Source organism: Bradyrhizobium diversitatis (assembly GCF_016031635.1).
GTDB classification, from domain to species: Bacteria; Pseudomonadota; Alphaproteobacteria; order Rhizobiales; family Xanthobacteraceae; genus Bradyrhizobium; species Bradyrhizobium diversitatis.
On record NZ_JACEGD010000005.1, the window covers coordinates 143,324 to 170,179 of the forward strand.

The 26,856-nt window shown below is 65.5% G+C and carries 25 protein-coding genes; 8 read left to right on the top strand and 17 right to left on the bottom strand.

Translation table 11 applies throughout. The features are described from left to right. From H1B27_RS06090 to H1B27_RS06100, 3 genes are read right to left on the bottom strand one after another with little or no spacing between them, the layout of a single operon-like run. Entirely contained in the window at window positions 1-648 is a 648-nt protein-coding gene (locus tag H1B27_RS06090) for a 2-hydroxychromene-2-carboxylate isomerase (protein ID WP_197965354.1), read from the bottom strand. Next, complete coding sequence (locus tag H1B27_RS06095; protein WP_197965355.1) at window positions 645-1,133, bottom strand: DUF2867 domain-containing protein; 489 nt, start codon at window positions 1,131-1,133, stop codon at window positions 645-647. Before H1B27_RS06095 ends, H1B27_RS06090 begins: the two co-directional genes overlap by 4 nt. Next, window positions 1,130-2,530 (bottom strand): MATE family efflux transporter, encoded by a 1,401-nt coding sequence (locus H1B27_RS06100; RefSeq protein ID WP_197965356.1) that lies wholly within the window; start codon window positions 2,528-2,530, stop codon window positions 1,130-1,132. The genes H1B27_RS06095 and H1B27_RS06100 overlap by 4 nt, the downstream gene beginning before the upstream one ends. 162 nt (window positions 2,531-2,692) lie before the next feature. Here H1B27_RS06100 and H1B27_RS06105 point away from each other — a divergent pair, with 162 nt between their 5' ends. The 5 genes from H1B27_RS06105 (at window position 2,693) to H1B27_RS06125 (ending at window position 5,369) form a co-directional block, all read left to right on the top strand. Beyond that, window positions 2,693-3,424, top strand: a complete 732-nt coding sequence (locus H1B27_RS06105; protein ID WP_197965357.1) for an outer membrane protein — start codon at window positions 2,693-2,695, stop codon at window positions 3,422-3,424. A gap of 141 nt (window positions 3,425-3,565) precedes the next feature. Beyond that, window positions 3,566-4,123: an RNA polymerase sigma factor gene (locus H1B27_RS06110; RefSeq protein ID WP_246515218.1), complete on the top strand. Its 558-nt coding sequence runs from the start codon at window positions 3,566-3,568 to the stop codon at window positions 4,121-4,123. Continuing rightward, on the top strand, window positions 4,120-4,548 hold the full coding sequence (locus H1B27_RS06115; protein WP_197965359.1) for a hypothetical protein: 429 nt from the start codon (window positions 4,120-4,122) through the stop codon (window positions 4,546-4,548). Before H1B27_RS06110 ends, H1B27_RS06115 begins: the two co-directional genes overlap by 4 nt. Continuing rightward, entirely contained in the window at window positions 4,545-4,988 is a 444-nt protein-coding gene (locus tag H1B27_RS06120; RefSeq protein ID WP_061879888.1) for a periplasmic heavy metal sensor, read from the top strand. The genes H1B27_RS06115 and H1B27_RS06120 overlap by 4 nt, the downstream gene beginning before the upstream one ends. Before the next feature lie 78 nt (window positions 4,989-5,066). Then, entirely contained in the window at window positions 5,067-5,369 is a 303-nt protein-coding gene (locus H1B27_RS06125) for a hypothetical protein (RefSeq protein ID WP_197965360.1), read from the top strand. 109 nt (window positions 5,370-5,478) lie between these two features. Here the strand turns inward: H1B27_RS06125 and murA are convergent, their stop codons facing one another. The 9 genes from murA to rpsT all read right to left on the bottom strand — a co-directional run bounded on the left by murA (window position 5,479) and on the right by rpsT (window position 19,158). Further along, window positions 5,479-6,771, bottom strand: a complete 1,293-nt coding sequence (gene murA, locus H1B27_RS06130; RefSeq protein WP_061879886.1) for a UDP-N-acetylglucosamine 1-carboxyvinyltransferase — start codon at window positions 6,769-6,771, stop codon at window positions 5,479-5,481. A gap of 137 nt (window positions 6,772-6,908) precedes the next feature. Then, complete coding sequence (gene yidI, locus H1B27_RS06135; RefSeq protein WP_197965361.1) at window positions 6,909-7,376, bottom strand: inner membrane protein YidI; 468 nt, start codon at window positions 7,374-7,376, stop codon at window positions 6,909-6,911. Window positions 7,377-7,572: 196 nt separating this feature from the next. Further along, window positions 7,573-10,008 carry a DNA topoisomerase (ATP-hydrolyzing) subunit B gene (gene gyrB, locus H1B27_RS06140; RefSeq protein WP_197965362.1) on the bottom strand — a complete coding sequence of 812 codons (2,436 nt, stop codon included), beginning with the start codon at window positions 10,006-10,008 and terminating at the stop codon, window positions 7,573-7,575. 340 nt (window positions 10,009-10,348) lie between these two features. Continuing rightward, on the bottom strand, window positions 10,349-12,502 hold the full coding sequence (locus H1B27_RS06145) for a hypothetical protein (protein ID WP_197965363.1): 2,154 nt from the start codon (window positions 12,500-12,502) through the stop codon (window positions 10,349-10,351). A gap of 148 nt (window positions 12,503-12,650) precedes the next feature. Further along, complete coding sequence (locus H1B27_RS06150; RefSeq protein ID WP_197965364.1) at window positions 12,651-13,394, bottom strand: hypothetical protein; 744 nt, start codon at window positions 13,392-13,394, stop codon at window positions 12,651-12,653. Between the two features lie 121 nt (window positions 13,395-13,515). Further along, complete coding sequence (recF, locus tag H1B27_RS06155; protein WP_197965365.1) at window positions 13,516-14,652, bottom strand: DNA replication/repair protein RecF; 1,137 nt, start codon at window positions 14,650-14,652, stop codon at window positions 13,516-13,518. Between the two features lie 127 nt (window positions 14,653-14,779). After that, entirely contained in the window at window positions 14,780-15,898 is a 1,119-nt protein-coding gene (gene dnaN / locus H1B27_RS06160) for a DNA polymerase III subunit beta (RefSeq protein ID WP_131870366.1), read from the bottom strand. A 366-nt stretch (window positions 15,899-16,264) separates the two neighbouring features. Beyond that, a complete protein-coding gene (gene dnaA / locus H1B27_RS06165) occupies window positions 16,265-17,674 on the bottom strand; it encodes a chromosomal replication initiator protein DnaA (RefSeq protein WP_061879881.1) in 1,410 nt (469 codons plus the stop codon). Between the two features lie 1,217 nt (window positions 17,675-18,891). Further along, window positions 18,892-19,158, bottom strand: coding sequence for a 30S ribosomal protein S20 (rpsT, locus tag H1B27_RS06170; RefSeq protein WP_028178125.1), 267 nt, complete (start codon window positions 19,156-19,158; stop codon window positions 18,892-18,894). Window positions 19,159-19,580: 422 nt separating this feature from the next. On the opposite strand from rpsT, the gene H1B27_RS06175 reads away from it, so the two are divergent. Together H1B27_RS06175 and H1B27_RS06180 are read left to right on the top strand one after the other, a co-directional pair. After that, a complete protein-coding gene (locus H1B27_RS06175) occupies window positions 19,581-19,898 on the top strand; it encodes a hypothetical protein (RefSeq protein ID WP_028178126.1) in 318 nt (105 codons plus the stop codon). A 295-nt stretch (window positions 19,899-20,193) separates the two neighbouring features. After that, window positions 20,194-20,934, top strand: a complete 741-nt coding sequence (locus H1B27_RS06180) for a polysaccharide biosynthesis/export family protein (RefSeq protein ID WP_197965366.1) — start codon at window positions 20,194-20,196, stop codon at window positions 20,932-20,934. Window positions 20,935-21,084: 150 nt separating this feature from the next. Here H1B27_RS06180 and H1B27_RS06185 read toward each other — a convergent pair whose 3' ends face one another. The 3 genes from H1B27_RS06185 to H1B27_RS06195 form a co-directional block, all read right to left on the bottom strand. Next, a complete protein-coding gene (locus H1B27_RS06185; RefSeq protein WP_197965367.1) occupies window positions 21,085-21,756 on the bottom strand; it encodes a dienelactone hydrolase family protein in 672 nt (223 codons plus the stop codon). Window positions 21,757-21,928: 172 nt separating this feature from the next. Further along, on the bottom strand, window positions 21,929-22,264 hold the full coding sequence (locus tag H1B27_RS06190; RefSeq protein ID WP_197965368.1) for a hypothetical protein: 336 nt from the start codon (window positions 22,262-22,264) through the stop codon (window positions 21,929-21,931). A 3-nt stretch (window positions 22,265-22,267) separates the two neighbouring features. Beyond that, window positions 22,268-23,053 (bottom strand): alpha/beta fold hydrolase, encoded by a 786-nt coding sequence (locus H1B27_RS06195; protein ID WP_197965369.1) that lies wholly within the window; start codon window positions 23,051-23,053, stop codon window positions 22,268-22,270. Window positions 23,054-23,382: 329 nt separating this feature from the next. Between H1B27_RS06195 and H1B27_RS06200 the strand changes: the two genes are divergently transcribed. Further along, window positions 23,383-24,477, top strand: coding sequence for an HD domain-containing protein (locus H1B27_RS06200; protein ID WP_197965370.1), 1,095 nt, complete (start codon window positions 23,383-23,385; stop codon window positions 24,475-24,477). 130 nt (window positions 24,478-24,607) lie between these two features. On the opposite strand, the gene H1B27_RS06205 is transcribed toward H1B27_RS06200, so the two are convergent. Then, window positions 24,608-26,188: an AMP-binding protein gene (locus tag H1B27_RS06205; RefSeq protein WP_197965371.1), complete on the bottom strand. Its 1,581-nt coding sequence runs from the start codon at window positions 26,186-26,188 to the stop codon at window positions 24,608-24,610. 219 nt (window positions 26,189-26,407) lie between these two features. After that, entirely contained in the window at window positions 26,408-26,818 is a 411-nt protein-coding gene (locus H1B27_RS06210; RefSeq protein WP_197965372.1) for a VOC family protein, read from the bottom strand. Between the last annotated feature and the right edge of the window lie 38 nt (window positions 26,819-26,856).

Consider the following 26,856-nt stretch of genomic DNA (forward strand, 5'->3'; position numbering starts at 1 on the left):
CTACCGCTTCGTCAGGCCCTTGCCCTGCATGCGCCAGACCAGGAGATCGATGCGGTCCTGGCCGAAGAACGGCTCGTTCTCGAACACGAAGGTCGGCACGCCCCAATGGCCGGCCGCATGGTCCTTCTCGTTCTCCGCAATCACCCGCTCGTAGCGGTCCGGGTCGGCGGTGATGGCGGCATCCATCGCCGCGAGATCGAAGCCGGCTTGCTCAGCCGCGCGCGCCAGATGATCGCCCTCGTTCCACCCCGAGACCGAGCCGTCCCACAATACGCGCGCGATCGCGTAGGTGAATGCAAGCGAGCGCCCTTCGAGCTGCGCCATGGCGCCCAGCCGGGTCAGGCGATGGATGTAGGGCTGCTCCGCCGCGACCTCGAGCGTGGTCAGGTCCTGCACGATCGGATTGGGCCGGGGAAAGCGGAACGGAATGCCCTCGTGCTCCGCCACGCGCGCGCTGTCGAGCACCACATAGCGAATGAATTGCGGGTTGGTTTTCTTGAAGAAGCCCGGCTCGCGGATCGCCAGCGGATAGACCGGACGCAAGTTCACTGCGAGGTCATACTGTTCGACGAGCTTCAGTGTCTTGGGCAGTGCCAGATAGCTGTAAGGGCTCCGATAGGAGTAGAAGAGGTCGACGGACAGTGTCATCGGACAGGCTCCACGATCCGTCCCATCATGTTGCGGACGACGAGCTTGTGGAAGGGCATGATCAGCGCGAGATAGGTCCGGCCGAGCAAGTTGTGCGTGCGCACCAGCGTGGTCGAGGTCACCTGCCGGCTCGCGGCATTGCCTGAAACGTCGACGACGATGCGGAAATCGAGGTGCGAATCGTCGAAGCCGGCGACGAGCTGCTCCGGTGTCTCGCTCAGCACCGGAAACAGGCCGATCAGGCCGTGCGGCGCCGGGGCGCCTTCGCCTGATGTTTTCAATCCGAACGGCTTCACCAGAATGTTGCGCAGGCGCAGCAGCGCGTCGATCCAGCGCGGCCCGTCCAGCACCATCCTGGTGCAGGCCTCGCGGGCATTCACTGCCGTCGCGCCGACTTCCACACGAAACGCGTCGATGAACTGGGCGCCGGCCAGCACTGCACTGGCGTCGACCTCCGGCGTGACTTCGCGGACCATCCCGATCATCCCGCCAATCTGCGCGTCAGCATCCGGAAGCGCAAGACCAGGAGCCCGGCATAGACGAACGTGCCGATCGAGAATCCGATCCAGACCCCGACCGCGCCCAGCCCTGTGTGGAACGCCAGCATCCAGCCGATCGGAAAGGCGACGCCCCAATAGCCGATCGCCGCGAACAGCAGCGTCATCCTGGTGTCGTTGATGCCGCGCAGCGCGCCGCCCATGATGGTCTGGAGGCCGTCGGCGATGAAGAAGGTGGCGCCGACCACCAGCAGTGTCGCCGTCAGCTCGACGGTCGCTGCGCTCGCTCCGCTGCTGCCGAAGAACAGTCGGCCCAGTTCGTAGCGACCGAGGATGATCGCGACGGTCAGGGCCGAGACGAGAGCTATTCCGAGCACGCCCGCGGCGAGCCCTGCGCGCCTCACCGCCGCCGGATCGTTGCGGCCGAAGGCGTGGCCGACCCGCACCGTCGCGGCCATGCCGATGCCGAGCGGGACCATGAACAGCACGGCCGTGACCTGGAGCGCGATCTGGTGCGCGGCAATCGCGGCGGTCGAGATCAAGCCCATCAGCAGCGCCGCCGAGGAGAACAGGCCGTACTCCATCAGCAGCGCAAACGAGATCGGCGCGCCGACCGCGATCAGCTGGCGCATCAACGGCCAGTCGATCCGCCAGAGATTCGCGAGCGGATGATAGTCCGCGAACGGCTTGCGCCATGCGGCAATCGCGAGCGCGGCGATGAAGGTGCCGAGGTTGACCAGCGTGGTCGCCAGCCCCGCGCCGAACAGGCCGAGCTCCGGCAGGCCGAACAGGCCGTGGATCAGGACGTAGACGAGGACGGCATTGACCGGGATCGCCGCCACCGTGATCCACAATGGCGCCTGCGGCCGGTTCACCGCGCTCATCATGCCACGCAGGGCGATGAAGCCGAGCGCCGGTGCAATGCCCCAGGCAAGTCCGTTCAGGTAGTGCTGGGCAAGGCTGGCCGAATGCGGGGCCTGTCCGAGCGCGAGCAGGATTTGCTCGCCATAGAGCGGCGAGGCCATCATCGGCAGCGAGATCAGCAGTGCGACCCAAAGCCCGACGCGCAAGGAGCGGCGGATCAGCCTGACATCGCCGGCGCCGAACGCCTGCGCCGCCAGCGGCGACACGGCGGACGTCAATCCGAGCCCGAAGGTGAAGCTGACGAAATAGACCGTATGGGCCAGCGCGGCCGCGGCCACCGCATCCTCGCCGAGCCGCCCGATCATCGCGAGATCGGTGGTGATCATCGCGATCTGCCCGAGCTGCGTCAGCATCAACGGCACGGCGAGGCGCAGCGTCTCGACGAATTCCTGCGCGAGATGGTTTGGCGGCGCATCCGAGCGTGCTCGGTACGGCTGTTTGGTATCCACAAGATCGGTCATGGCAGGGGGCATAGCAGCCCCGATTGGCGAAGTAACGGCAAAGAAACGAGGTGGGTGGGGTCCCGTCGGAAAAAAGCGCGCGCTGAGCGAAGGAAAGTGTGGCTTGCGCCGTATTCGTCATGTGCGGCGAACTTCCGCCGGTCTCGGATTGGGAATTTCAGCATGATAGCGCGATTTGGAGTGACGCTCGCCGCGGTGGTCATCGGTTCTGCCATGGGGGCTGGCCACGTCGCGGCGGCCGATCTGAGGCTGCCTTTCTCACCTCCGCCGCAAGCCCAGGCCGCGTCAGCGGCTCTCTTGAGCTGGGCCGGGCCCTATTTCGGCGTCCAGGCCGGCTATCTGTCGGGCCGCTCCGAGGTCTCGTTTCCGACCACCGGTGAATTTCACTTCGTCGATCCGAAGGGAGCCACGGTAGGCGCCACGGCGGGCTTCTCGGCGCAATGGGGCCGGATCGTCGCCGGCATCGAGGGCGATGTGAACTTCGTCGATGCGCGCGCGACCATCGATACCGGCTTTGCGCCGACCCCCGCCGTCACGCAGCTTCAATCCGCCGTCAACTGGAATAGCCATCTGCGTGGGCGCATCGGCTACGCTTTCGACCGGACGCTGCTGTTCGCCAGCGGCGGCCTTGCGATCGCAGGCGTCGAAAGCAAGGCGTTCGACAATGCGAGCGGCACGGTTGCGAACTGGAGCGACACCCGAATCGGCTGGTCGATCGGAGCGGGCGCGGAATTCCGCTTCGCCCGGCCGGCGTCGCTTCGGCTCGAATATCTCTATGATAACTTCGGATCAAAGACGCTCGGAGCACAGACGGTCGGGGCGACCGCTTTCGGTGAGCGCGGATCCAGGCTCGATACGCATACCGTTCGAGCCGGCGTGTATTGGCGCTTTTGACCGGGGGATCGCGGCTTGTTGCCGCAGGTGCCTCAATTGAGGCGGCGGTGCGTCCCGGCAATGCGGCATATCTCTCCCAGCCGGGACCGGCTCGCACTCCGCAGCAACGATGGCCGCAGGCCAGAGCAACAGGTCGAGATGATGGAAGAGCCATCGGACGAGGCCTTGATGGCGGAGGTTTCGGCGCGGCGGCAGCATGCGTTTCGTATTCTGATGCGGCGTCACATGCCGCGGGCGCTGCGGGTCGCCGAGCGGATCGTCCGCGATCCGGTCGAGGCCGATGACATCGGCCAGGAGGCGTTCATGCGCGTCTGGACTCACGCGGCTTCGTTCGATCCGCAGGTTGCGAAATTCACGACCTGGCTCTACCGCATCGTCCTCAATCTGACGTTCGACCGCACGAGGCGCCGTACGTTCCAGCCGCTCGATGCGGCCGGTGATGTGCCCGATACGGGGCCGCACGCGGTCGAGCGGCTGATCGCCGATGAGGAGTTCCGCCTTCTCAACCGCGCAATGCTCGCACTGTCGGACCGCCAGCGCGGCGCGATCGCGCTCTTCCACATGGAGGGGTTGAGCGGCGAGGAGGCGGCGAAGGCGATGAACCTCAGCGCCAAGGCGTTCGAATCGCTGCTGGGCCGCGCCCGCACGGCGCTCAAGGCAAATGTTCAGAAAATACAGGACACGGGGAGCTACGCATGACGCCCGATCAGTTCAGACGATTGGCCGAGACGTGGGGAGGCGATGTCGAGCGCTGGCCCGCGGCAACGCGCGAGGCCGCGCGGCGACTTGCGGCGAGTGCGGAAGGAGCTGCCGTCCTGGATCAGCAGGCGCGCCTCGACCGCCTCCTTGCGGCCGCCCCGGAGATCGAGGCGGAAAGGGCGGATCGTTCAAGCCTGCTTGTGCTGCAACGACTGGCCGGGATGCCGCAGCAGCATCGGCCGCCATGGCATCGCCGCCTGCTGCGCTGGCCGGCTCTCGTTCCCGCCGCAAGCCTCGCCTGCTCCGTGATGGTGGGCGTGTGGCTGGCGGGGGCGATTCCCTATGTTCATCCGTCGTCGGACCCCTTGTCCGTCGTGAGCGGCGTCTTCGACGTCTACGCAATCGGTTTTGGATCGGTGCAATGAAGTTCTGGCGAGAATCGTCCACTCCCTTGCGAGCGCTCGTGCTGCTGTCGCTCTGCCTCAACGTCATCCTGCTCACCTATGTCTCGGTGCAATGGCTGCAGCCCGGCGGCCTCGTGCCGGGCGCGGGTCTGCCGCTCCGGATGATCGAGCGTGTGGCGGAGAGATTGCCGAAGGAAGACGCAGAGATCCTGTGGAGCATCTATCAGGGCAAGGAGGCCGAACTGCTGCCTCTCCAGACCGAGTACCGGCATGCGCTGATGAAGGCCATGAAATCCGCGGCACAGACGAATCTGGACAGGGCCGAGCTGGAAGCGGCCGTGAAGGATGCCCGCGACAAGCGGCTGAAGATAGGTGATCTCGTCGTCGCAACCTTCGTCGAGATGCTGGAACGAATTTCGCCGAAAGGACGCCGCCAACTCGTCGGCGGCTATTTTCGCTGAGCCGCGCGGAGTGAACGAGGGATTCGGTCCGTCCAGACGTATCACCTACATCGATGTCTGCGAATTGGTGGAGATGACATGGTGCAACGATTTGGGACGGCGGCAAGCGGATCGGCAGTGAGTTTCTCGCGGCGCGCTCCCGTCTATGTGCGTGCGGCTCTTGCGGCGGCGAGCTTGATCGCACTTCTGGTGCTGTTTCTGTCGCAAGCTTCCGCGCAGGACGCACGAAGCGAGGCAAAGCAGGCCTGCAAGGCAGACTATTCGCGCCTCTGCGCGGGAACGATGCCGGGCGGCGGCCGCATTCGCAAATGCCTGGGTGACAATTACGCGAGCTTGTCCGCGGCCTGCAAGCAGGCGGTCGACGCGAACCCGCCAAAATAGGATGGCGGGCTGAGCATGATCCGGAAGAGTGCGCAGCGGTCGTCCGAAAAGATCATGCTCGAACGACGACCCAAGGCGCGATGACGATCCGTCCCGATCGCATCGCGCTTCAGCTCCGCGCCGGCACGCGCTTGATCTTCGCCCCAAGCGCATTCAGCCGCTCCTCGATGCGCTCATAGCCGCGCTCGATCTGGTCGGCGTTGTTGATGGTCGAGGTGCCCTCGGCGCACACCGCGGCGAGCAGCATCGCCATGCCGGCGCGAATGTCCGGCGACGTCATCGTCGCGCCGTGCAGGCGGCTGGGGCCGGCGATGATGGCGCGGTGCGGGTCGCACAACACGATGCGCGCGCCCATCGCGATCAGCTTGTCGACGAAGAACATCCTGGATTCGAACATCTTCTCGAACATCAGGATCACGCCCTCGCATTGCGTGGCGGTGACGATCGCGATCGACATCAGGTCGGCCGGGAAAGCGGGCCAAGGCTGGTCCTCCAGCTTGGGCACATGGCCGCCGAAATCGTCCTGGATCTTCAGCGTCTGGTTCGAGGGTACGATGAGATCGTCGCCCTCGACGCGGCAGACGATGCCGAGCCGCTCGAAACCCATGCGGATCGAGCGCAGATGCTCGACGCCGGCGCGCGTGATGCGCAGCGGCGAGCGCGTCACGGCGGCAAGCCCGATCAGCGAGCCGACCTCGATGTGGTCGGGCTGGATCCGGTAGGTCGTTTCCCCCAGCGTCGCAGGCCCGTGCACGATCATGGTGTTGGTGCCGATGCCTTCGATCCTGGCGCCGAGCGCGACCAGGAAATTGGCGAGGTCCTGCACATGCGGCTCGGAGGCCGCGTTGCGCAAATAGGTGACGCCGTCGGCGGCGACCGCTGCGACCAGCGCATTCTCGGTCGCGGTGACGCTGGGCTCGTCCAGGAACACGTCCGCGCCGGCGAGCTTTGGCGCGCGGAATTCCAGCCGGTCGGTCGCAGTGACCTTTGCCCCCAGCTGCTCCAGCGCCAGCACATGGGTGTCGAGCCGGCGGCGGCCGATGACGTCGCCGCCCGGCGGCGGCAGCATCACCTCGCCGCAGCGGGCGAGCAGGGGTCCCGCGAGCAGGATCGAGGCGCGAATGCGCACGCAGAGTTCGGGGTCGAGATCGGCGGCGCGAATGCTCTTGGCGTGAATCACCAGCGTATTGCGGGAGCTCCATTCCGCCGACGCGCCGACCGAGCGGATCAGCTCGACCAGCGTCTCGGTGTCGCGGATCCGCGGCACGTTGTGGAGCGTCACCGGATGCTCGGTCAGCAGCGCGGCGGCGATGATCGGCAGCGCCGAATTCTTGTTGCCGGACGGCTCGATCGAGCCCGAGAGCCGGTGACCGCCCTCGACGATGTATTGGATGGGCGCCACTTGGTCTCTCGTTGTCCTGTCGTGGTGGGTGGGCTGCTTCGGAGGCAGAAACTACCGACAATTGAGCAGGGTAGCAATTCTGCACTTGTCGCGGCCGTGGATCGCGGCTGGGCCGAAGAGGCCCGCTGCACCGGCGTTTAGAACAAGCCGATGATACTCGCCACCACATAAAGGATCACGATCAGCATCAAGACGCCCATCGCCAGGAAAGAGATCTCGACGGCGATGGCGCCGGCCCCCAGCGCGGCTGCTACGCCGGCCAGCAGCCTCTCTTCGCGAAACACCAGGGCGAGAACCGAGAACAGGATGGCGAGCAGGCCGAGCGAGATTGCCGCGACCGACGCGGCTTCACTCCAGCTTCGTCCAGCCGACTTCTCGACCTTGGGAGCCTGATACTCCACGCCCATCACTTTCGCGACGATGCGGTCCTTGATGCGATGGCCGGTGTCGACGATCACCTTGTCCGCCGCCGGCGGCGGAAACACGATCGGCACCACCCAATGCGGCAGCACCGCCGCAATCAGCGCCAGCAAACCGACAATGCTGCCGATGATGCCGAGGCGGCGTGACGGCGCAGCGGGGACGGGCGTTGCAGAGGCGGTCATGGCGCGAGGCTTCCCGGCCGGAATCGGCCAACGGGGGGGCATGCCACTTCGTCGCGACGGCGGGTGGTGAGGTTCAGGGCGGATTGGTGCTGCCGTCATGCCGGGCTTGTCCCGGGCATCCACGTTCTTTGTTCCGCGGAGCAAGACGTGGATGGCCGGGACAAGCCCGGCCATGACGCCGTGGAAGCAGCGAGCCCTAGATATCGATCGTCGCGCTGAGCGAATGTTCCTGGATGAAGTCGCGGCGCGGCTCGACCACGTCGCCCATCAGCTTGGTGAAGATGTCGTCGGCCTCGTCGACCTCCTTGACCTTCACCTGGAGCAGCGAACGCGCGTCGGTGTCGAGCGTGGTCTCCCAGAGCTGCTCCGGGTTCATCTCGCCGAGACCTTTGTAGCGCTGCAGCGTGACGCCCTTGCGGCCGGCGTCGGTGACGGCCTCGAACAGGTCGACCGGACCGTAGACCATGTGCTCGACGTCCTTCCGCCTGAGCTTGCCGGGGCGGGCATAGACGTCCTGAAGCTTCACGGTGTATTCGTCGAGCTTGCGCGCCTCCGCGGACCCCAGGAAGGCGGCGTCGATGACGGCGGCTTCCTTGACGCCGCGCACGGTGCGCTCGAACTGGAAGCCCTGCCCTTCCACATACTGCCCGATCCAGCCGCGCTCGACCTCCTCCGCCTGGTTGTCCAGCCGGCTCGCGATGTATTGCGCCGCCGCCGCAGCCTTCTCCGGATCGCCGTAGATCGCCTTGTTCAGCACGCCGGTGATGGCGGCCTGCTCGATCACCTTGCGATTGTAACGGCTGTGCAAATTGCGCAAGACGCTGCGGACGACGCGGGCATCGTCGACCAGCGAACGCAGGTCGCGGCCGGTGCGATCGCCGCCGGCGCCGGGAAGGAACACGCAGTCGTCGAGGCCGGTGTCGATCAGATAGTCTTCCAGTGCCCGCTCGTCCTTCAGGTACTGCTCGGACTTGCCTCTGCTGACCTTGTAGAGCGGCGGCTGGGCGATATAGAGATAGCCGCCGTCGATGATGTCGCGCATCTGGCGATAGAAGAAGGTGAGCAGCAGCGTGCGGATGTGAGCGCCGTCGACGTCGGCGTCCGTCATCACGATGATCTTGTGATAGCGCAGCTTCTCGATCGAGAATTCGTCGCTGATGCCGGTGCCGAGCGCGGTGATCAACGTGCCGATCTGCTCCGACGAGAGCATCTTGTCGGGACGGACGCGTTCAACGTTGAGGATCTTGCCGCGCAGCGGCAGCACTGCCTGGAATTCGCGGTTGCGGCCCTGCTTGGCGCTGCCTCCTGCCGAGTCGCCCTCGACGATGAAGAGCTCGGACTTGGCCGGATCCTTTTCCTGGCAGTCGGCGAGCTTGCCGGGCAGCGAGGAGACGGAAAGCGGGCTTTTGCGGGTCAGCTCGCGCGCCTTTCGTGCGGCTTCGCGCGCCGCCGCGGCCTGGATCACCTTGCCGACGATCATCTTGGCTTCGCCCGGGTGCTCCTCGAACCAAGCCTGGAGCGCCTCGTTGAGGACGTTCTCGACCACGGGGCGCACTTCCGAGGACACCAGCTTGTCCTTGGTCTGCGACGAGAATTTCGGATCGGGCACCTTCACCGACAGCACGGCGGTGAGGCCTTCGCGGCAATCGTCGCCGGTCAGCGCGATCTTTTCCTTCTTGGCGTTGGCCTCGGCATAGCCGTTGACCTGGCGCGTCAGCGCGCCGCGGAAGCCGGCCAGATGGGTGCCGCCGTCCCGCTGCGGGATGTTGTTGGTGAAGCACAGCACGTTCTCGTGGTAGCTGTCGTTCCACCACAGCGCGGCCTCGACGCCGATGCCGTTGGCTTCCGCGCGCACCATGATCGGCGCGGGCACGATCGCCTTCTTGTTGCGGTCGAGATATTTGACGAATTCCTCGACGCCGCCGGAATAGTGCATCTCCTCGCGCTTCTCGACCGCATGACGCATGTCGGAGAGGACGATGTTGACGCCGGAATTGAGGAAGGCGAGCTCGCGCAGGCGGTGCTCGAGCGTGGCGAAGTCATATTCGATGTTCTTGAAGGTCTCGGTCGAGGCCAGGAACGTCACCTCGGTGCCGCGCCTGCCCGGCGCGTCGCCGACCACCTTCAGCGGTGCGACGGCATCGCCGTGGGCGAACTCGATATAGTGCTCCTTGTTGTCGCGCCAGATGCGCAGGCCGAGCTTGCTCGACAGCGCGTTGACGACGGAGACGCCGACGCCGTGCAGGCCGCCGGAGACCTTGTAGGAGTTCTGGTCGAACTTACCGCCGGCGTGCAGCTGGGTCATGATGACCTCGGCCGCCGAGATGCCTTCGCCCTTGTGGATGTCGACGGGAATGCCGCGGCCGTCATCGCGCACGGTGACGGAATTGTCGGAATTGAGGATCACTTCGACCCGCGTGGCATGGCCCGCGAGCGCTTCGTCGATGGCGTTGTCGACGACCTCGTAGACCATGTGGTGCAGGCCCGAGCCGTCATCGGTGTCGCCGATATACATGCCAGGGCGCTTGCGGACGGCGTCCAGACCCTTGAGCACGCGGATCGATTCCGCCCCGTATTCGCTCGCGGTAGAGGGCTCGTTTTCGGCAGCAGGCTGCCGAGCAGGTTCTGTCATGAGAGGCCTTCGAGATGTCGCCCGAATCAGCGGCGCAAAAGGCGCTGATTTGCGGGGCTATTTGTGCCATGAAAGACCGCTTGCGCCTAGCGCAAAGTATCTCCCGGCAACCCTTTGATCAGATGGGGTTTTTAGGCCGATTTTCAAGGCTCTTGGAGGTCGATTTCCGGCACTGCAAAAAGCCCGATTCGCGGGCTCGTTCTGGGTTCCGCGAGACGTGGATTTTGCGGGTCGGGAACGGCGGTTCCGGGTTCCTGGTGAAGTCGGTCGGGCCACCGGCTCGGGGCACCTCTCCCGCAAGCCTGCCAGCGGGAGAGAGGCGCACCGGCTTGGTGTCGCCTCAGTACATCTGAAGCGGCAGCACGTCCCCGCCTGGCCCCACCAGGAGGCCCCAGGCCTCGCCGGCGGCAACGGTCAGCGCTTCGGTGCGGGCCGGGCGTCCGGGCAGCCGCAGCGCGTACTGGTACTTGCCGGGCGGCAGGTCGAGCATCGGGCCTTTCGACGATTGCGGGCCGCCGACGCCGGCCGCGATCTTCACCGTCTGCTTGTTGATCGTCAGCGAAGCCTCGTTCGGTCCCATGTTTCCGAGCATAAGCCGCGCCTGGCCTGCCTTCGGCATGATGTCGGCCTTGGCCGCGGCATCCGAATTCTTCTGCGCTAGATCGACCGTGGTCTCGCCCTTGGCGCGGCCGAGCTTGAGCACGGCCGGGCCTTGTGGCGAGGTGAAGTCGATCTGCGCGCGTTCTGCGGACACAGTCGCGCCGTCGGTCTTCTCCTGCCAGCCGAGCCTGGACAGCTCGGCACGGTAGAAGGCGAGGACGTCGCCGAGCGGTGCCGGGATGCTGGCCGTCAGTTCGCGGCGGAACGGCGCCTCGCTGCCCGGCATCTTTGTGGTGGCGAACGATTTTAGCGAACGCTGTGTCGGCACGGGCAGTTGGGACTCGGGATCGGGTTTGAGCGGCTCGGACGATTTGGCCTGCACCTCCACCTCCGCGCCGGGCGCAGGCTTGGCCGCTTCCGTCATCAGACCCGATCCATTGGCGCGGACATTCACCTTCGGGCCCATCTGCATCACGGTCATCGAGATCGACTTGCCGCCCCTGGAGAACGTCATCACCGCCATGTTGGGCTGGTTGATGACGGAGGGCTGCTCCTTCCAGCCCAAGCTCTTCAGCGTCGTGCGATAGAACATGCCGAGCGCCTTCACGGTCGACGTGGACGAGAATTCGAGCCGGCCGTCGCCGCCCTCGAACGTCACGCCCTCGGCGGTCTCGGGCAGCGGCACCGGCGTCTTGCTGTCGGCGCGCGCATTGAGCGGCGCATCGGACAGGGAAGCCGCCTGCACCTTGCGCCTGGCCTCATCAGCGGCAATGAGCTGCTGGGCCGCGCTCAACGCGTCGCCAAGGAATTTTTCATCGGCCTCCTTCTTCGCCTTGGCGCGGGCGGCAAGCGCGGAGTCCTTTACCTGTGCGGTCAGGCTGATCATGGTGAAATCGTATTTGTGGCCGAGCCGCAGCACGGCGGTTTCCTCTGCCGAGGAAATCCTGATCGCGACCTCGTCGCCGGGTGCGAGGGGCGCACCGCCATCCTCCTGCCAGCCACGTGCGGCGAGTTCGCGACGATAGAAGGCGAGCACGGCGGGCAGCTCGGCTATCGCGGCCGCCGAGATCTCGCGCTTGTTGGAGCTCGCGCCGCCGAGGCTCCGCGCAGATTTGGTCGGCTTGGGGCGCGGCAGGCCGGCCATGTCGTCGTCGGCCTGAAGCGCCTGCGGCAGGGCGAACGGCGCCACCCGGATTTCGGCATTGGTCCTTCCGTCGTCGCGGCGCGTCAGGGTCAGCATGACCGGCTTCTGCTTGTAAAACTGCGTCGTGTCGCCATCGGGATGGTCGTAGAAGACGCGCATGCCGTTCGGGACGGTTTCGGCGAGATCGGCGTTCGGCCAGCGTGCCGCAGTCTCGGGCGTGAGCTTGCGCCAGCCCATCGTTGCCATCTCCTTGGCGAAGAAGGCCGAGGTCGCATCGAGCGCGCCGGGCGCGATGCAGCCGAGATAGGGCCGTGTCTCGTCGAACACGAGTTCGGTCGCGCCGTCCGGAAACGGCACGTTGGAATAGATTCGGTTCGGCGTGTAGGACACCGCGGACTGGCCGCGGGCCTGCGTGAAGGAGGCACGGAGCCCCTGCCGTCCCTTCTTGAAGGTCAGCGTGGAGCTCTTCTCGTCCAGCGGATACACATAGGGCACCCAGCCGTCCGCGCTCAGCAGCTTCTTCGTCGCGTCCGACGCGGCGGCAACCCCGCTCGGCACGGTGTACGTCACACGGTAGGTGTCCGGGTGCGAGGTATCCTCCACCGCGCCGTCCAGCCGCGGCAGGGTATGGACGTCGACGATGCCTTCGTCGGCCGCGCTCGCGGGATGTGGGGCGCTCGCCATCGCGAGAATGCAGGCAAGCAGCAGCCATCTTGCCGGGGCTTGCGCCCCGCGCCGGATCATCGGCATCGTCAAAGCTCCGGATTTGGGCGCGGCTTCATGTCCGCGCAATTGCAGGCTGCGACATCATCGGCGCGGCCTCAGACGAGAAGTCGCTGCAGGAACCGGCCAGGTTCAACAGGCGGCGCAGGAGCTGCGCGGTGCGCGCAGGCAGAGCTCAATACAGTTGGAGCGGCGGCCACGCCACTCCGTCGCGTCCGACCGTGAGCTCCCAGCTATCGCCGGCTGCGACGGTCAGCATGTTCGTGGTGGCCGGACGGCTCGGCACGCTCAGTGCGTAGGGATACTTGCCGGGCGGCAGGTCCAGCGCGACGGCATTGGCGCCGGCGGGGCGCGGGATGGTGCGCTCGTTGATCTCGAGCACGGCGTCGGTCTCGCCGATATTGCTGAACACCAGCTTGGCCTGGCCGGGTTCGGGCAGGACGTTCGTCCGGGTCGCGACATCGGAATTCTTCTGCACGAGATGCACCGCGGTGCTGCCGTCCTTGCGCTCGAGCTCCAGCGTTGCCGGCCCGATCGGGGAGACGAAGGCGAGGCGCGCGCGATCGGCGGTGACCGTCGCGTTGTCCTGCCGTTCCTGCCAACCGAGCTTTCGAAGCTCGGTTCGATAGAAGGCGAGGACGTCGCCGAGCGCCGCGGGCACGCGGGCTTCGAGCCGGGTCCGGAGCGGCTCTTCGAGGCCGGGCATCACGGTGGTGTGGATCCCACGATAGCTGTAGCGGGTCGGCGCAGGCAACCTGGCGGCGGGATCGAGCGTGAGCGCGGCCGAGAATAGCGGCGGCAGGGTAGACACGAAGGCGCCGGCGCTGGCCGCGAGCAGGCAGCTCGCGAAGAGAGCGAGACCGCACGCAACAAGCTGCCATCGTGCCGGAGCTTGCGCCCCACGCCCCACCGTCGCCATGCTCATGCTCCAAGGATATCGCGAAGGATATCGCGCCAGTCTGAAATCCTGCGCGATGGCCGCTGCTTGCAGCCACAAGCAGCTAGTCGTGGCCGCAAACAAGCGGGTTCAATATGGCGGCCTACCTTCGGGCCGAGACTCGTCCGCTCTCGACGTCAAAGACTTCGCCGCCCGCGCCGATCTCGGCGAAGGCGGCAGGATCGGCGCCGGTCAGCCACACCTGCGCACCAAGCTTCTTCAGCTCCTCGAACAGCGCCGCACGGCGGTTCGGATCGAGATGCGCGACCACCTCGTCGAGCAGCAGCAGCGGCACGATGCCGGTCATCTCGGCGACCAGCGTCGCATGCGCCAGCACGAGCCCGATCAGCAGCGCCTTCTGCTCGCCGGTGGAGGCATCGCGCGCCGGCATGCTCTTGGGCGCATAGACGACCTGGAGGTCGGTGAGATGGGGGCCGTCGGTGGTGCGGCCGGCAATCGCATCGCGCGGGCGGTTGTCGCGCAGGATCTGGCGGTAGCGATCCTCGACCGAGGTCGCGGTCTCCGTCAGCAGCGCGTTCTCCATCCAGCCGTCGAGCGCGATCTGCGCCGAGGGGAAGGCGGATTCCTGCGCGCGCGCGTTGAGCATGCCGGTGAGCCTTGCCGCGGTCTGGCCGCGGGTTGCCGCGACCGCGACCGCAAGCTCCGCCGTCTCGCGCTCGATCGCGTCACACCAATGGTCGTCGTAGTTGCGCGTCTCCAGCAGGCGGTTGCGCGAGCGCAGCGAACGTTCGAGTGCGTTGATCCGGCTGGAATGCTCGCTGTCGATGGCGAGCACCAGGCGGTCGAAGAAGCGCCGCCGCTCGGAGGCTGCGCCCATGAACAGCCCGTCCATCGCCGGCGTCAGCCACACCATACGGATGTGATCGCCGAAGGCGCTGGCCGAACCCACCGGCTCGCGGTCGATGCGGCAGCGCCGGCTCACGGCGCTGTCGGCGCGCGGCGCGTCGATGCCGGTGCCGAGCGTCGCGAGCCCCAGCGCGCCCTCGACCTGCGCCGACACCGCCCAGGAGCCGTCGCTCTGGTTGTCGGCAACGTCCTCCAGCGTCGCCCGCCGCAGGCCGCGCCCCGGCGACAGGAACGAGATCGCCTCGATGCAATTGGTCTTGCCCGCCCCGTTCGGCCCGACCAGCGCCACCATGTCAGCCGCCGTCTCGAGCCCCGCCGCCCGATAATTGCGAAAATGCGTCAGCGTCAGGCGATGAATGCGGGAGGGGGTCATGGGATCCGCTTTTCGTCATGCCCGGCCTTGTGCCGGGCATCCACGTTCTTGGACTCCGAAGACGTGGATGGCCGGGACAAGCCCGGCCATGACGGATGTAGTTGATAGGTCGGGATGTTGGTAGGTCTCACACCCGCATCGGCATCAGCACGTACAGGGCGCTCTTGTCGTCGCGGTCCTGCACCAGCGTCGGCGAGCCGGGGTCGGCGAGCCTCAAGGTCGCGACGTCGCCTTCGATCTGGGCGGCGATGTCGAGGAGGTAGCGGGAGTTGAAGCCGATATCGAGGGCGTCGGAGGCGTATTCGACCTCCAGCTCTTCGGTCGCGCTGCCGGAATCCGGGTTGGTCACCGACAGCACCAGCTTGCCCGCCGACAGCGACAGCTTGACCGCCCGTCCCCGCTCGCTGGAGATCGTGGAGACGCGGTCGACCGCGTTCTCGAAATCCTTCTTGTCGACGACGAGCTCCTTGTCGTTGCCTTGCGGGATGACGCGGCCGTAGTCGGGGAAGGTGCCGTCGATCAGCTTCGAGGTCAGCACCACGTTACCGATGGTGAAGCGGATCTTGGCTTGCGACAGCTCGATCGTCATCTCGGCGTCGGTATCCTCGATCAGGCGCTGCACCTCGCCGACGGTCTTGCGCGGTACGATCACGCCGGGCATGCCCTCGGCGCCCTTGGGCTGCACCAGGTCGAGCTGGGCGAGGCGGTGGCCGTCGGTGGCGACGCCGCGCAGGGTGGCGGCCTTCGGCGTTCCGGCGGCGTGCAGATAGATGCCGTTGAGGTAGTAGCGCGTCTCCTCGGTGGAGATCGCGAACTGGGTGCGGTCGATCAGCCGCTTGACGTCCTTGGCGGCGAGCGAGAACGAGTGCGACATGTCGCCTGCGGCCAGATCCGGGAAATCGTTTTCCGGCAGCGTCTGCAGCGTGAAGCGCGAGCGGCCTGCGCGGATCGCCAGCACGGCGCGGTCGCCGTCGGCCTCCAGCACGATCTGGGAGCCGTCGGGGAGCTTGCGCACGATGTCGTAGAACATGTGCGCCGGCACGGTGGTGGAACCGGCGGTCGCGGTTTCCGCCGGCAGCGTCTCCGTCACCTCGAGGTCGAGGTCGGTCGCTTTCAGCGACAATTTCGCGTTCTCGGCACGAACCAGCACGTTGCCGAGGATGGGAATCGTGTTGCGGCGCTCGACCACGCGGTGGACATGGCCCAGCGACTTCAGGAGTTGCGCGCGTTCGACCGTAACCTTCATTGCACTACTCGCCCGATCCCCAAGGAAAACACAGCGTTGAGAAGGCCGGGCGGCGGGACGCACGCCACGGCACCGAAGACCCCGAGAAGCCGGATCATCCACCCGATATGACCAAAGCCGTCAGGGTCGCGCAAGGTGGCCCGGATGGCCCCCGGATTCAAGGGATTGGCGCCAGTTCCCCACGATTTACAGGCAGTTTCGGCTGTCTCAAGCCGTCATGCCCGGGCATCCACGTTCTTGGTGCCGCAGGGAAGGGCATGGATGGCCGGGACAAGCCCGGCCATGACGCTGTGGGGCCACCGGTGTGCGCGAGCCTCCTCGACGATTGACCCGCCGCAGGCGGGGAGAGGCCAAAGAAGTAGGCCCTTACTCCTGAAGCTGGCGCTTCAGCGACTCGACCTCTTCCGACAGCGCGGTGTCCTTGGAGACCAGCGCCTCGATCTTGCGCACCGCGTGCAGCACGGTGGTGTGGTCGCGTCCGCCGAAGCGGCGGCCGATCTCCGGCAGCGAGCGCAAGGTCAGAGTCTTGGCGAGATACATCGCCACCTGGCGCGGGCGGACCACGTTGGCGGTGCGGCGCGAGGACAACAGGTCGGAGCGGCTGACATTGTACTGCCGCGCCACCACGCGCTGGATATCCTCGATCTTGATCCGCTTCGGCTCCTGCGGCCGGACCAGGTCGCGCACCTCGTGCTCAGCCATCTCCAGCGTCACCGGCCGGTTGTTGAGCTTGGAATGCGCAAGCAGGCGGTTGATCGCGCCTTCGAGGTCGCGGCCGTTGTGAGTGATGGTGCGCGCCAGATAGTGCAGCACCTCCTCCGGCACCTCGAACGTCGCATGATGGGCGCGGGCAGCTGCGACGCGCGACTTGAGGATGCCGTGGCGCAGCTCCTCGCCGAGCGAGCCCATCTCGACCACGAGCCCGCCTGCGAGACGCGAGCGCACGCGGTCATCGAGGCTTTCGAGGTCGGACGGCGGACGGTCGGCAGCGATCACGACCTGGCGGCCGGCGTCGATCAGCGCGTTCAGCGTGTGGCAGAATTCGGCCTGCGTCGACTTGCCCTGCAGGAACTGCAGATCGTCGATCACGAGCACGTCGATGCCGCGCAGCGCTTCCTTGAAGGCCAGCGCCGTCTGCGTCTTCAGCGCGGCGACGAAGCCGTACATGAATTTTTCAGCGGTAAGATAAAGCACCTTGCGCTCGTTACCGGAATTGCCGGCCCAGGTTACCGCCTGGAGCAGGTGCGTCTTGCCGAGGCCGACGCCGGCATGGATGTAGAGCGGGTTGAACATCACGGGGTCGCCGCGGCGACCCTCGGCGACCTGGCGCGCGGCCGCATGCGCCAGCGTGTTGGAGCGGCCGACGACGAAGCTCGCGAAGGTCAGGCGCGGATCGAGCGGCGAGCCGCCGAGCGCGTCGTGATTGGCCGAGACCGGCGCGGTCGCGGTCGAGCGCAGCTCCGGCGACGGCGCGCGGCGCGCCTCGACCGGCGCGGGCACATCTTTCGTCTGCACCACCGGGCGCACAGCGGAACGAACGGTGAGATCGATGCGATGCACCTCCGGCATCTCGGCCTGCCAGCACGACAGCACGCGCTCGGCGTAGTGCGCCTGAATCCAGCTCTTCAGGAAACGCGTCGGCACCGAGAGCCGCACGCTCTCGTCCTGCACGCCTTCCAGATCCATGCGTGCAAACCAGCTCGTGTAAACGTCCTCGCCAACGCTCGAGCGCAGCCGACCCTTCACGCGTGACCAGCGATCCTGTTCCATTGTCATCGTCAGAAAACTTCTCTCGAGAGATATAGTTGCGTTGTGAGCGCCATGCAGGGTTCCTGCCACGGTCCCTGAAGTGGCGCGACCTCAAGCGAGTCCATCGTCAGGCACGGCTCGACCGTTCGGCGCGGACGCCGCAAGTCAGATCAGCGATGTCTGGGATGGAGGGGTCGCGAGGTCAGCGCGTACTCGGCGCTTCGTCACACGCGGGAGGCGGGAGATCCGACGGAGCTGGAACGGCATCGTTGGAATAGGAAACGTGCTTCAATACCGCGTTGAGTCCGTAAGACATGATACCTCCCCGTCCTGCCGTGATCACTCACGACAGGGTCCTGCGTGTCCTGAAGACAACCGCGCCGTACTCCTGTCGCGGATGCCTGCCCAATGTACTTGTCGTCCGCTCGACTTCGCCACCTTGCGCGCCGGGATAGCATTGCGATGTCTCTCCTGTTGCGCTGGGCGCGAGCGAGAAGATCCCGCTTGGAGACATTCAGACAAACAGCTACCATTCCCATACTGCTATGGGTTTTGAACCACATCGCTTGTTGAAGCGTCGCCTACGTGCACACCGCCGCCGATTTGCACGTTCGCCCCGTTTCCTAAACCGCTCTGGTCTGAAGATCGTGGGCGCCGCTGACGACTTAAGGAATACACTAAGCGGAAAGACTCGCAACGAAATTGATTCACACTTGAGGCGTCAAAAAACTTGACCTCGGTTAACGCCGCGCGCGGGTTGTTCACAGGCTCCGAAGCAAGTTTTTGAATCCGTGCACAGAATCGAGAATGTCGCGCGGCGTGTGACAATTTTCGGCCACCGCCAAAATTTTTTAACAAATTCGTCACGCGCCCGACGTGTGAGCGAATTTTCCAAATGCTTGTCGCTGCTATGTTGATAAGTGATTATTGGTGCATCGCTTTTCGAGACTCGTTTTGCAGGGTAACTCCACGGCACACGCGGTCCAGTGAATCTACGGTGTGCAGAACTCTCGTCGCCGCCGATTCAATTCGAGCCCGCGGCGCAGGGGTTTTTGCAACGCGGTGAAGCTTCCGCTGCTGCATGCCGTCGGCAAGATAACGCAGACGGTGCGTCCACGATCGAACGTCGCTTGACCGCTTGCTTGAATATGACAGTCAACAAAAAAGCCCGGCGCGATGCCGGGCTGTTTGACGCGCTGACCGGATCGACCGATCAGATGATGTCGCGAGATTGCTTCGCGAGACTACTTGGCGAGCTTGGCGATCTGCGCGGTGAGGCGCGAGACTTTGCGGCTGGCGTTGTTCTTGTGAATGATGTTGCGCTGGGCGGCGCGCATCAGAGCAGGCTCGGCAGACGCGAGTGCCTTCACGGCAGCGGCGCGATCGCCGGTCTTGATGGCTTCCTCGACGGTGCGCACGGCGCCGCGCATCTGGGTGCGGCGCGACTTGTTGACGGCGGTGCGGCGGGCGATCTTGCGCGTCGCTTTCTTGGCGGAAGTGGTATTGGCCATGGTCTCAATGTCCTTTGCGGGTACCGGTCGCGTCTTGGTCGGGTAGCGCCGGCTTGCTTGACCGCGTAATCGACGCTCGGATTTAGGGTGTTCGGTTGCTGGGCCGTTCCTGGAACATGAGCGACGGCCTTGCGGCTGTCTCTGAGGCTCCAAAGAGTCTTCAAGCTCGAGAGTGGCTTCAAGCTCAAGGTGCCTGCAACTGCTCAAAGAACAGCGGCGGCAGGATTGCGCCCACCGCCAATTGGCGCCCTTATAGAGAGGGTCTTTGGCACCGTCAACGCTTTCGGGAGCTGGAAATCCGGCCTTTGACGGCCTGGACGGAGCTGTAACGCCCTGAAGAGGTTGAATTTCTGCCGTCGTCCGGCTATTGGCTGGCAATGTTCCAGGAGGTCATCCGACCGGACGACCATCGTAGGTGAGGCATGATCCGCGGCTTTTTCCGACTGATTGGGCTGTTGCTGCTCGCCGGCGGGTTCATCTTCATGGTCTATGACGGCGCCCGCTGGGTGGCCGACCAGACCCTCAGGTTCACCCGGTTCGGCCAGTTCTGGAACGACATCAATCAGGCCAGCCAGGCGGCGTTTCGCACCTGGGTCGAGGCCAAGGCGCCCTGGCTCTGGACTTCGGTGATCCGCCTCGTGCTGGATCAGCCGGTCTTCGCCGTGCTCGGCATTCTGGGCATTCTCCTGATGATCCTGTTCCGCCCGCGCAAGCCGTTGATCGGCTATTCCCGGGATTGAGCCGCGCACGGGCCGCGTAACAGAGCTGGCTCCCGCAGCGTGTCGATTGACGTCGGCGTGAGCATGTAAGCCAGCTCCGGATTCGCTACACCTCCCCCGCTTGCGGGAGAGGGCTCTTTCCTCTGGGGGATGGTCCCTTTGTGGAGACACCTCTCCTCAACCCTCTTCTGCAAGCGGGCGAGGGGGCGCACCGCGCTCGTAGTGCCTGGCGCCGTTCACCAGAGCCCCCGTTCAACGCTTTATTAACCATAAGCGGTGCATCACTGGAGCTGTCTCGTTTCGAGGGATGGGTCCGGTGCCGGTTGCACGCGCGTTTCGATGGTCGAACTTGGCGTCCTTGGCAGCGTCCGCCGCGCTCGTCCTTGGCGGCTGCATGCAGACGACCGGTCCCGTTGCGGTGATGCAACCTCGTCCCGATCTCGACTCCATGGCCTATGGCCAGCCTTACGCCGCGCCGCAGCCGGTCGTGGTTGCCAACAACGGCGGCGGCGCCATCGCGGCGCTCAGCAACTCCTTTGCCGCTTCGCCTGCTCCCATGCCGATCGGCTACGCCGCGCCGATGACGGTGCGCAATGGCACCTCCTACCATCTCGACGCCGGCGACAAGCTTCGCGTCGTGGTCTACGGCCAGGAAGGCCTCACCAACAGCTATGCGATCGACGCCGGCGGCTCCATCACCATGCCGCTGATCGGCGCCGTGCCGGCGCGCGGCCGCACCACGGCAGGTCTGGCCGGCGAGATCGCCGCGCGCCTGCGCAACGGCTACATCCGCGAGCCGTCCGTGGCGGTCGAGATCGAGGCCTATCGTCCGTTCTTCATTCTCGGCGAGGTCCTCGCGCCCGGCCAATATCCTTACGTGCCGAACATGACGGTCGAGAGCGCCGTCGCCATCGCCGGCGGTTTCTCGCCGCGCGCCAAGCGCGACCTGGTCACCATCACGCATACCGAGAACGGCGGCGCCATGCGCGCCGTCGTGCCGCTCGGCACCCCCCTCAGCCCGGGCGATACCGTGTTCGTCGGCGAGCGCTGGTTCTAGGTTTCAGCCCGAACCTTTCCTTCGTCATTCCGGGGCGCGCGTAGCGCGAGCCCGGAATCCATTCCTCGACCGGCTCTGACGCCCGATGGATTCCGGGCCTGCACCGCTTCGCGGCGCATCCCGGAATGACGGTGGAGAGAGTCGCGCGCCCTATTTCAAATGCTTCGCGAAAAAATCCACGCTGCGCGGCCAGGCGATGTCGGCGCTGGCCTTGTCGTAGCTGGCGCGCTCGTCGCAATGGAAGCCGTGCTGGGCGCCCGGATAGATGAAGACCTCGACGTCGGGCCGTTTCGACTTGATGGTCTCGACGTCGGTGAGCGGGATGCCGGCATCTTTCTCGCCGAAATGCAGCTGCGTCGGCACCTTCGGCGTCTCGTCGGCAAAGCGCACGACCGCGCCGCCGTAATAGCCCACCGCGGCCTTCAGCCCCGACAGCCGCGTCGCCGCGACGAAGGCGACGCTGCCGCCGAGACAGAAGCCGATGATGCCGACGGGGCCGACGCTCTTCGCGGCATCGATCGCGGCTTGCGTGTCGCGCAGCATCGCGGCCCAATCCGGATTGGCGACGAACTTGCGCGCCTCCGCGATCTCGTCGGGTGAATAGCCCGACTGGAAGTTCGGCGACGTCCGGTCGAAGATCGACGGCGCGATCGCGACATAGCCCTCTTTGGCGAGGCGATCGCAGACCGAGCGGATGTGGTGATTGACCCCGAAGATCTCCTGGATCACCACGACCGCACCCTTCGGAGTGCCGGAGGGGTCAGCGCGATAGGCGCCGAGCTGGAAATTGTCGGAGGCCGTCAGTTTGATGTCCTGTCCCACGCGGGTTGTCCTTCTTGATTGGTCTTCGATCCGTAATTTCGGCTCTCACCCCTCATCCTGAGGAGCGCGCTCTTCGCGCGCGTCTCGAAGGATAGAGGCCCTCGACGCCTCAGCGGGACCTTCATCCTTCGAGACGCTTGCTGCGCAAGCTCCTCAGGATGAGGAGCAATACTCACTCCCACATCCAGTTCTCGCCGTAGTCCTCCTTCCATCCTGCCAGCCGTCCGTGACGGAATTGCAGGAACAGGCGGTGACGGTAGGGGATCAGGCCGCTGCCGCCGATGTTGCGCAGCGCGAGATAGACCTCGTTGCCGGGACGCCCTCGGACATATTGCAGCGGCTGGCCGAGGGCGCGCGCGGTCTGCTCCGCATCCATGCCGAAGGCGAGCGGCGTGTTGTTCGACAAGGTCGCGACGAAGGGCTGGCGCGGCGGCACGGTGCCGAACGGTTCCGCCTGCGCAGATATCGACAGCAACATCGCTCCCGCAGCCAGCATCATCAGCTTCATCGCCTACGTCCTTGCTTGATCGACCTGTGCCGGCAAGTTCTTCAGGAAAGGCGCGACCGCGTCAACAAAGGCCTTGGGCTGATCGATGTTGACGGCGTGTCCGGCCGCGGGGATCACGACCTTTTGTGCGCCGGGGATCTTTGCTGCCATGTAGTCGGACGCGGCGAGGAACGGCGTGTCGTCGGCGCCGACCACGATCAGGCTGGGCACCTTGATCTCGGGCAATAACTCCATCACGCGCGCATCGCGCTGGGTCAGCATGCCGCGCGCGGCAAACGCCAGCCCGCTGGCGTTGCGATGGCTGGCGGTGGCGCGCTCGCGCGTCGCCGATTTCAGCATCTCGAGGCCTTCGCGGTCGAGCCTGTCAGCGGTGGCAAGCGCCCGCGCGTTCCAGGCTTCGCGCGCGTCGTCCTTTTTGAACCCGGGACCGGTGTCGATGATCAACAGCGCGCGGACCCGCTCCGGGTGGGTGCGATAGAACGCGAGCGACATGTAGCCGCCGAGCGAGAGACCGCCGATGATGGCGCGCTTCGCTCCGACCGCATCGAGGATCGCCGCCATGTCGCCGACAGTCAGCGCTTCGCTGTACGCGCTCGGATCATCGGGATAATCGGACTGGCCGTGGCCGCGCATGTCCCACAAGATCAGCTTGTGATCCTTCGCGAGCGCATCGACCTGCCCATGCCACATCGCCGAGGTCGAGGAATAGCCGTGCGTCAGCAGCAACGGCGGCCCCTCGCCGTGAACCTCGTAGTAGATCCCGACGCCGTCCCGATTGATCTTGGGCATTGGTTTCCCACCCCTCTTGTTTCGCGTTCATTCTAGCCGGGATGATTTCGATCGCGCGACACGCCCTTGCGCATGAGCTCGTTGTTGTCTCGATAGCCTTCCTCCGGCGCTCGAAAAAGCCCAGCATTTACAATGGCCGTCCTACTGTGCATGGGGTTGTTTTCTGCGCATGGGGTTGTTTTCGCCACTTTGCTGTTCCGGCCCTGGAACCGAAATCCCTAAAATTGCGCGCGACTCTTAAGGGTTCCATTGAGCACGCCTCTTAAGGGCCGGAGAACCTGATCCGGCCTAGGCTGACGCCAAATTCCGTCCCGTGCCTTGGGGAAGTCATGAACGCCTCAGCGAAATCCGCCGCCAAACGTCGGCTTCTGCTCGCCTCCGATCGCAGCGACGAGAGCAGCGAGCTCGCCAGCATTCTGAAAGTGGTCGGCGACGTCTCGACAGTGACGACAGAGGCCATCCCCGCCCAGCCCGCGCGCGATCTCTCCGGCCTCGTGGTCGACATCAACCTGCGCTCGCCCGAGAGCGTGCAGCGGGTCCGCAACAAGCTGCGCGGCGATGCCTACCGCTCGATGCCGCGGCTGTTCGTGCTCGCGGACGCTCTGCATCACGGCACTATGCAGGCCTGGGCGTTGGGAGCCACCGACACCATCTCGCGGCCGCTTCAGCCCGAGGCCATCCTGCAGCGCATCCGCGCCGCCTTCCCGGACACTGCCGCCTATGACGCGACCGATCGCGGCAAGACGCTCAACCGCGGCGTCGAGGCGGCGCACGTGGTGCTGGTCAGGATGTTCGAGAAGATGCCGCTCGGCGTCCCCCTGACCTTCGACGACGTCATTGCGGCCGAGAGCAAGATTTTGAAGGCGATCAAGCATTCCTCGCTGCGCGAATGGCTGACCACGGTCGGCTGCCACCATGTCGGCAGCTATCGCCATTGCCTGTTCGTCACCGGCTTCGCCGTCGCCTTCGCCCAGCATCTCGGCATGCGCGAGGACGACCAGCGTCGCCTCACCCGCGCCGCGCTGCTGCACGACGTCGGCAAGGCCTTCGTTCCCGCCGCGCTGCTCGACAAGCCCGGCAAGCTCACCGACGAGGAGATGGAAGAGGTGCGCCAGCATCCGCGTCGCGGCTATGAAGCGCTCGCTGCACAAGGCGGCTTCCCGCCGGAGATGCTGGACGTGGTGCTGCATCACCACGAATTCCTCGACGGCTCCGGCTATCCGAACGGTCTGTCGTCGAACCAGATCAGCGACATCGTGCGGCTGACGACGATCGTCGACATCTACGCCGCCCTGGTGGAGAAGCGCGCCTACCGCATGCCCTTCACCCACTCCCGCGCGTTCACGATGATGGAAGGCATGGGCGGCAAGCTCGACCAGCAGCTGCTGCAGGCATTCAGGCCGGTGGCGCTGGGATCGTTCTAGTCGAAATGCCGTAGGGTGGGTTAGCCTCGCGGCTGCGCGAAGCGCAGGCGCCAGGCGTAACCCACCATGCTTCCGCGTTTGTCGAACGAAGTTGGTGGGTTACGCCTTCGGCTAACCCACCCTACGAATTTCACCCCACCATCTTCCTGAGCTCCGCCTTCGCCACCTTCTCCAGCGTCGAGCGCGGCATGTCGTCGACGAGCCTGATCTCGCGCGGCACCTTGAAGTCGGCGAGGCCCTTGCGGCAGGCGGCCATCACCCTGTCATGCAGGTCGGGCGCAGCGCCCGCGACGCCGCCCTGCGGGATGATGAAGACGACCGGCACCTCGTCCAGCATCGGATGCGTCTTCGCCACCACCGCCGCCTCGCGCACGCCCGGGACCACCGCGATCACCTGCTCGATCTCAGAGGCCGCCACGTTCTCGCCGCCGACCTTCAGCATGTCCTTGGCGCGATCGCCGAACTTGATGTAGCCGTTCGGAAGCCGCTCGACGCGGTCGCCGGTGAGAAAGAAGCCGTGCTCGTCAAAACTCTCGCGCGTCGCCCTCTCGTTGTGCAGATATTCGGCGAACAACGACAGGCCGGGAATGCCCTTGATCGCGAGATTGCCGGTGCCGCCGACTTCCGTCGGCCGGCCGTCGTCGTCGGTGATGCGAATCTGGTATTCCGGCGCGGCGCGGCCGATCGACATCGGGATGTTGGGCTGATCGACCTCGCCGACGATGCCGTGGGTGATGGTCTCGGTCATGCCCCACCAGCCGATGACCTTGACCCCGAACGCGGCAAACGCCGGCGGCTCGTTGATCGCCGTGCCCCACAGGCGGAATTTGTGGTCCTTCGGGATCTCCTGCTCCAGCAGGGCCTTCATGCAGAACGGAATGGTCGAGGTCCAGGTCGCGCCGTGCGCGCGCGCGACGCTCCAGAACCGGCTGGCGGAGAAGCGCGGCTGGATCACGCAGGTGCCGCCGACCCACAGCGTCGCCAGCATGGAGTAGGCCAGCGCATTGGTGTGGAATAGCGGCAGGTAGGTCTGGTGCACGTCGCTCGCATGCAGATCCTCGTGCGCGGCGTTGATCTTGGCGCCCCACAGCGCATTGGCATGGGTCCACAGCACCGCTTTCGGCCGCGACGTGGTGCCGGAGGTGTACTGCACGCTGCAAGGCGCCAGCGGATCGGTCGCGCGCTGCGGGCGGTCGGCGCTGTCGGCGAACAGCGCCTCGAAACGGTCGCCGCACGAGACGGCCTGCGCGGGCGCCGTGCCGGAATCATGCGACGTCATGGCCATCCAGCGAATGTTGCGGCAGTTCTGCGCGACCACTTCCGCATAGGCCGGCTGCGTGATTGCGGCGACTGCGCCGCAATGATCGGCGAAATATTCGATCTCGGCCGGCGCCGAGCGGGTGTTGGTGGTGACCGCGATGGCGCCAAGCTCGACACAGGCAAACCAGGCCAGCATCGCCTCGATGCAATTGTCGAGGTGAATGAGCACATATTCGCCGGGCTTGACGCCACGCTTGGCCAGCCCCGCCGCGAGCGCACCGACGCGCTCGTGAAATTCGCCATAGCTCCAGTGCCGTGCCGGCTCCTCGAACGGCGCCCAGATCAGGAACGGATGGGAGCTGCGCAGCTCGGCGCGCATCCTCAAGAGCCAGGGCACGTCGAGCCCGTCGAAGGGGCTCACGATTCCGGCGGCGGTCTTCTGGATAGCCATGTGTCCTCCCGTGCAGCCTGCATCTTGCTGGCGGCTGCTTTTGATGATTGCGTCTTCCTGCCATCGGATGACGCGGGAAGCAAATCGCAGGGCATGGCGCGCGCTCCTTCCTCCGTCATTGCGAGGAGCCCTTGCGACGAAGCAATCCAGGGTCCCTCCGCGGAAGAAGTCTGGATTGCTTCGCTTCGCTCGCAATGACGGGCGGGGCTGGCGGCGGCCTCAATCCTCGTACGACGAAATCTCGATCAAGCTGCCATCCGGGTCCCTGCAATAGACCGAGCGCAGCGTGCCGCGCGCGCCTTGCCTCGGGCCTGGGCCTGCTTCGATCGCGACGCCATGTGCGTGCAAATGCGCCACCACCTCGTCCGGTGTGGCCGAGGTGAGAAAGCACAGATCCTCGCTGCCGGCGGTCGGGTGGCCGGCGGTGAACCACTCCACTTTATCTGCATCGCGTTGCCGGACGTTGATCTTCTGGTTACCGAATTCAAGCAAAGTGCGGGGCGGCTTGCCGCCGCCAGGATCGAACAGCTTGACTTCCATGCCGAGAATCTTGCGATACCACTCCGCGGTCATCGCGACATCGCTGACATTGATCACGAGATGATCCAGGGCGTGAACCTTGATCGGCATGTCTCATCCTTTCGTCGTGATGCGCGCTGCGCACTTTC

What these genes read in the sequence shown, in the direction of transcription:
- H1B27_RS06125 (WP_197965360.1), top strand. Translation starts at nt 5,067, where the DNA reads ATGGTGCAACGATTTGGGACGGCGGCAAGCGGATCGGCAGTGAGTTTC.
- H1B27_RS06090 (WP_197965354.1), bottom strand. Translation starts at nt 648, where the DNA reads ATGACACTGTCCGTCGACCTCTTCTACTCCTATCGGAGCCCTTACAGC.
- H1B27_RS06210 (WP_197965372.1), bottom strand. Translation starts at nt 26,818, where the DNA reads ATGCCGATCAAGGTTCACGCCCTGGATCATCTCGTGATCAATGTCAGC.
- H1B27_RS06175 (WP_028178126.1), top strand. Translation starts at nt 19,581, where the DNA reads ATGATCCGCGGCTTTTTCCGACTGATTGGGCTGTTGCTGCTCGCCGGC.
- H1B27_RS06195 (WP_197965369.1), bottom strand. Translation starts at nt 23,053, where the DNA reads ATGCCCAAGATCAATCGGGACGGCGTCGGGATCTACTACGAGGTTCAC.
- H1B27_RS06200 (WP_197965370.1), top strand. Translation starts at nt 23,383, where the DNA reads ATGAACGCCTCAGCGAAATCCGCCGCCAAACGTCGGCTTCTGCTCGCC.
- recF (WP_197965365.1), bottom strand. Translation starts at nt 14,652, where the DNA reads ATGACCCCCTCCCGCATTCATCGCCTGACGCTGACGCATTTTCGCAAT.
- H1B27_RS06150 (WP_197965364.1), bottom strand. Translation starts at nt 13,394, where the DNA reads ATGGCGACGGTGGGGCGTGGGGCGCAAGCTCCGGCACGATGGCAGCTT.
- H1B27_RS06115 (WP_197965359.1), top strand. Translation starts at nt 4,120, where the DNA reads ATGACGCCCGATCAGTTCAGACGATTGGCCGAGACGTGGGGAGGCGAT.
- H1B27_RS06105 (WP_197965357.1), top strand. Translation starts at nt 2,693, where the DNA reads ATGATAGCGCGATTTGGAGTGACGCTCGCCGCGGTGGTCATCGGTTCT.
- H1B27_RS06205 (WP_197965371.1), bottom strand. Translation starts at nt 26,188, where the DNA reads ATGGCTATCCAGAAGACCGCCGCCGGAATCGTGAGCCCCTTCGACGGG.
- H1B27_RS06120 (WP_061879888.1), top strand. Translation starts at nt 4,545, where the DNA reads ATGAAGTTCTGGCGAGAATCGTCCACTCCCTTGCGAGCGCTCGTGCTG.
- H1B27_RS06190 (WP_197965368.1), bottom strand. Translation starts at nt 22,264, where the DNA reads ATGAAGCTGATGATGCTGGCTGCGGGAGCGATGTTGCTGTCGATATCT.
- yidI (WP_197965361.1), bottom strand. Translation starts at nt 7,376, where the DNA reads ATGACCGCCTCTGCAACGCCCGTCCCCGCTGCGCCGTCACGCCGCCTC.
- gyrB (WP_197965362.1), bottom strand. Translation starts at nt 10,008, where the DNA reads ATGACAGAACCTGCTCGGCAGCCTGCTGCCGAAAACGAGCCCTCTACC.
- dnaA (WP_061879881.1), bottom strand. Translation starts at nt 17,674, where the DNA reads ATGACAATGGAACAGGATCGCTGGTCACGCGTGAAGGGTCGGCTGCGC.
- H1B27_RS06145 (WP_197965363.1), bottom strand. Translation starts at nt 12,502, where the DNA reads ATGCCGATGATCCGGCGCGGGGCGCAAGCCCCGGCAAGATGGCTGCTG.
- dnaN (WP_131870366.1), bottom strand. Translation starts at nt 15,898, where the DNA reads ATGAAGGTTACGGTCGAACGCGCGCAACTCCTGAAGTCGCTGGGCCAT.
- H1B27_RS06095 (WP_197965355.1), bottom strand. Translation starts at nt 1,133, where the DNA reads ATGATCGGGATGGTCCGCGAAGTCACGCCGGAGGTCGACGCCAGTGCA.
- H1B27_RS06110 (WP_246515218.1), top strand. Translation starts at nt 3,566, where the DNA reads ATGGAAGAGCCATCGGACGAGGCCTTGATGGCGGAGGTTTCGGCGCGG.
- H1B27_RS06100 (WP_197965356.1), bottom strand. Translation starts at nt 2,530, where the DNA reads ATGACCGATCTTGTGGATACCAAACAGCCGTACCGAGCACGCTCGGAT.
- rpsT (WP_028178125.1), bottom strand. Translation starts at nt 19,158, where the DNA reads ATGGCCAATACCACTTCCGCCAAGAAAGCGACGCGCAAGATCGCCCGC.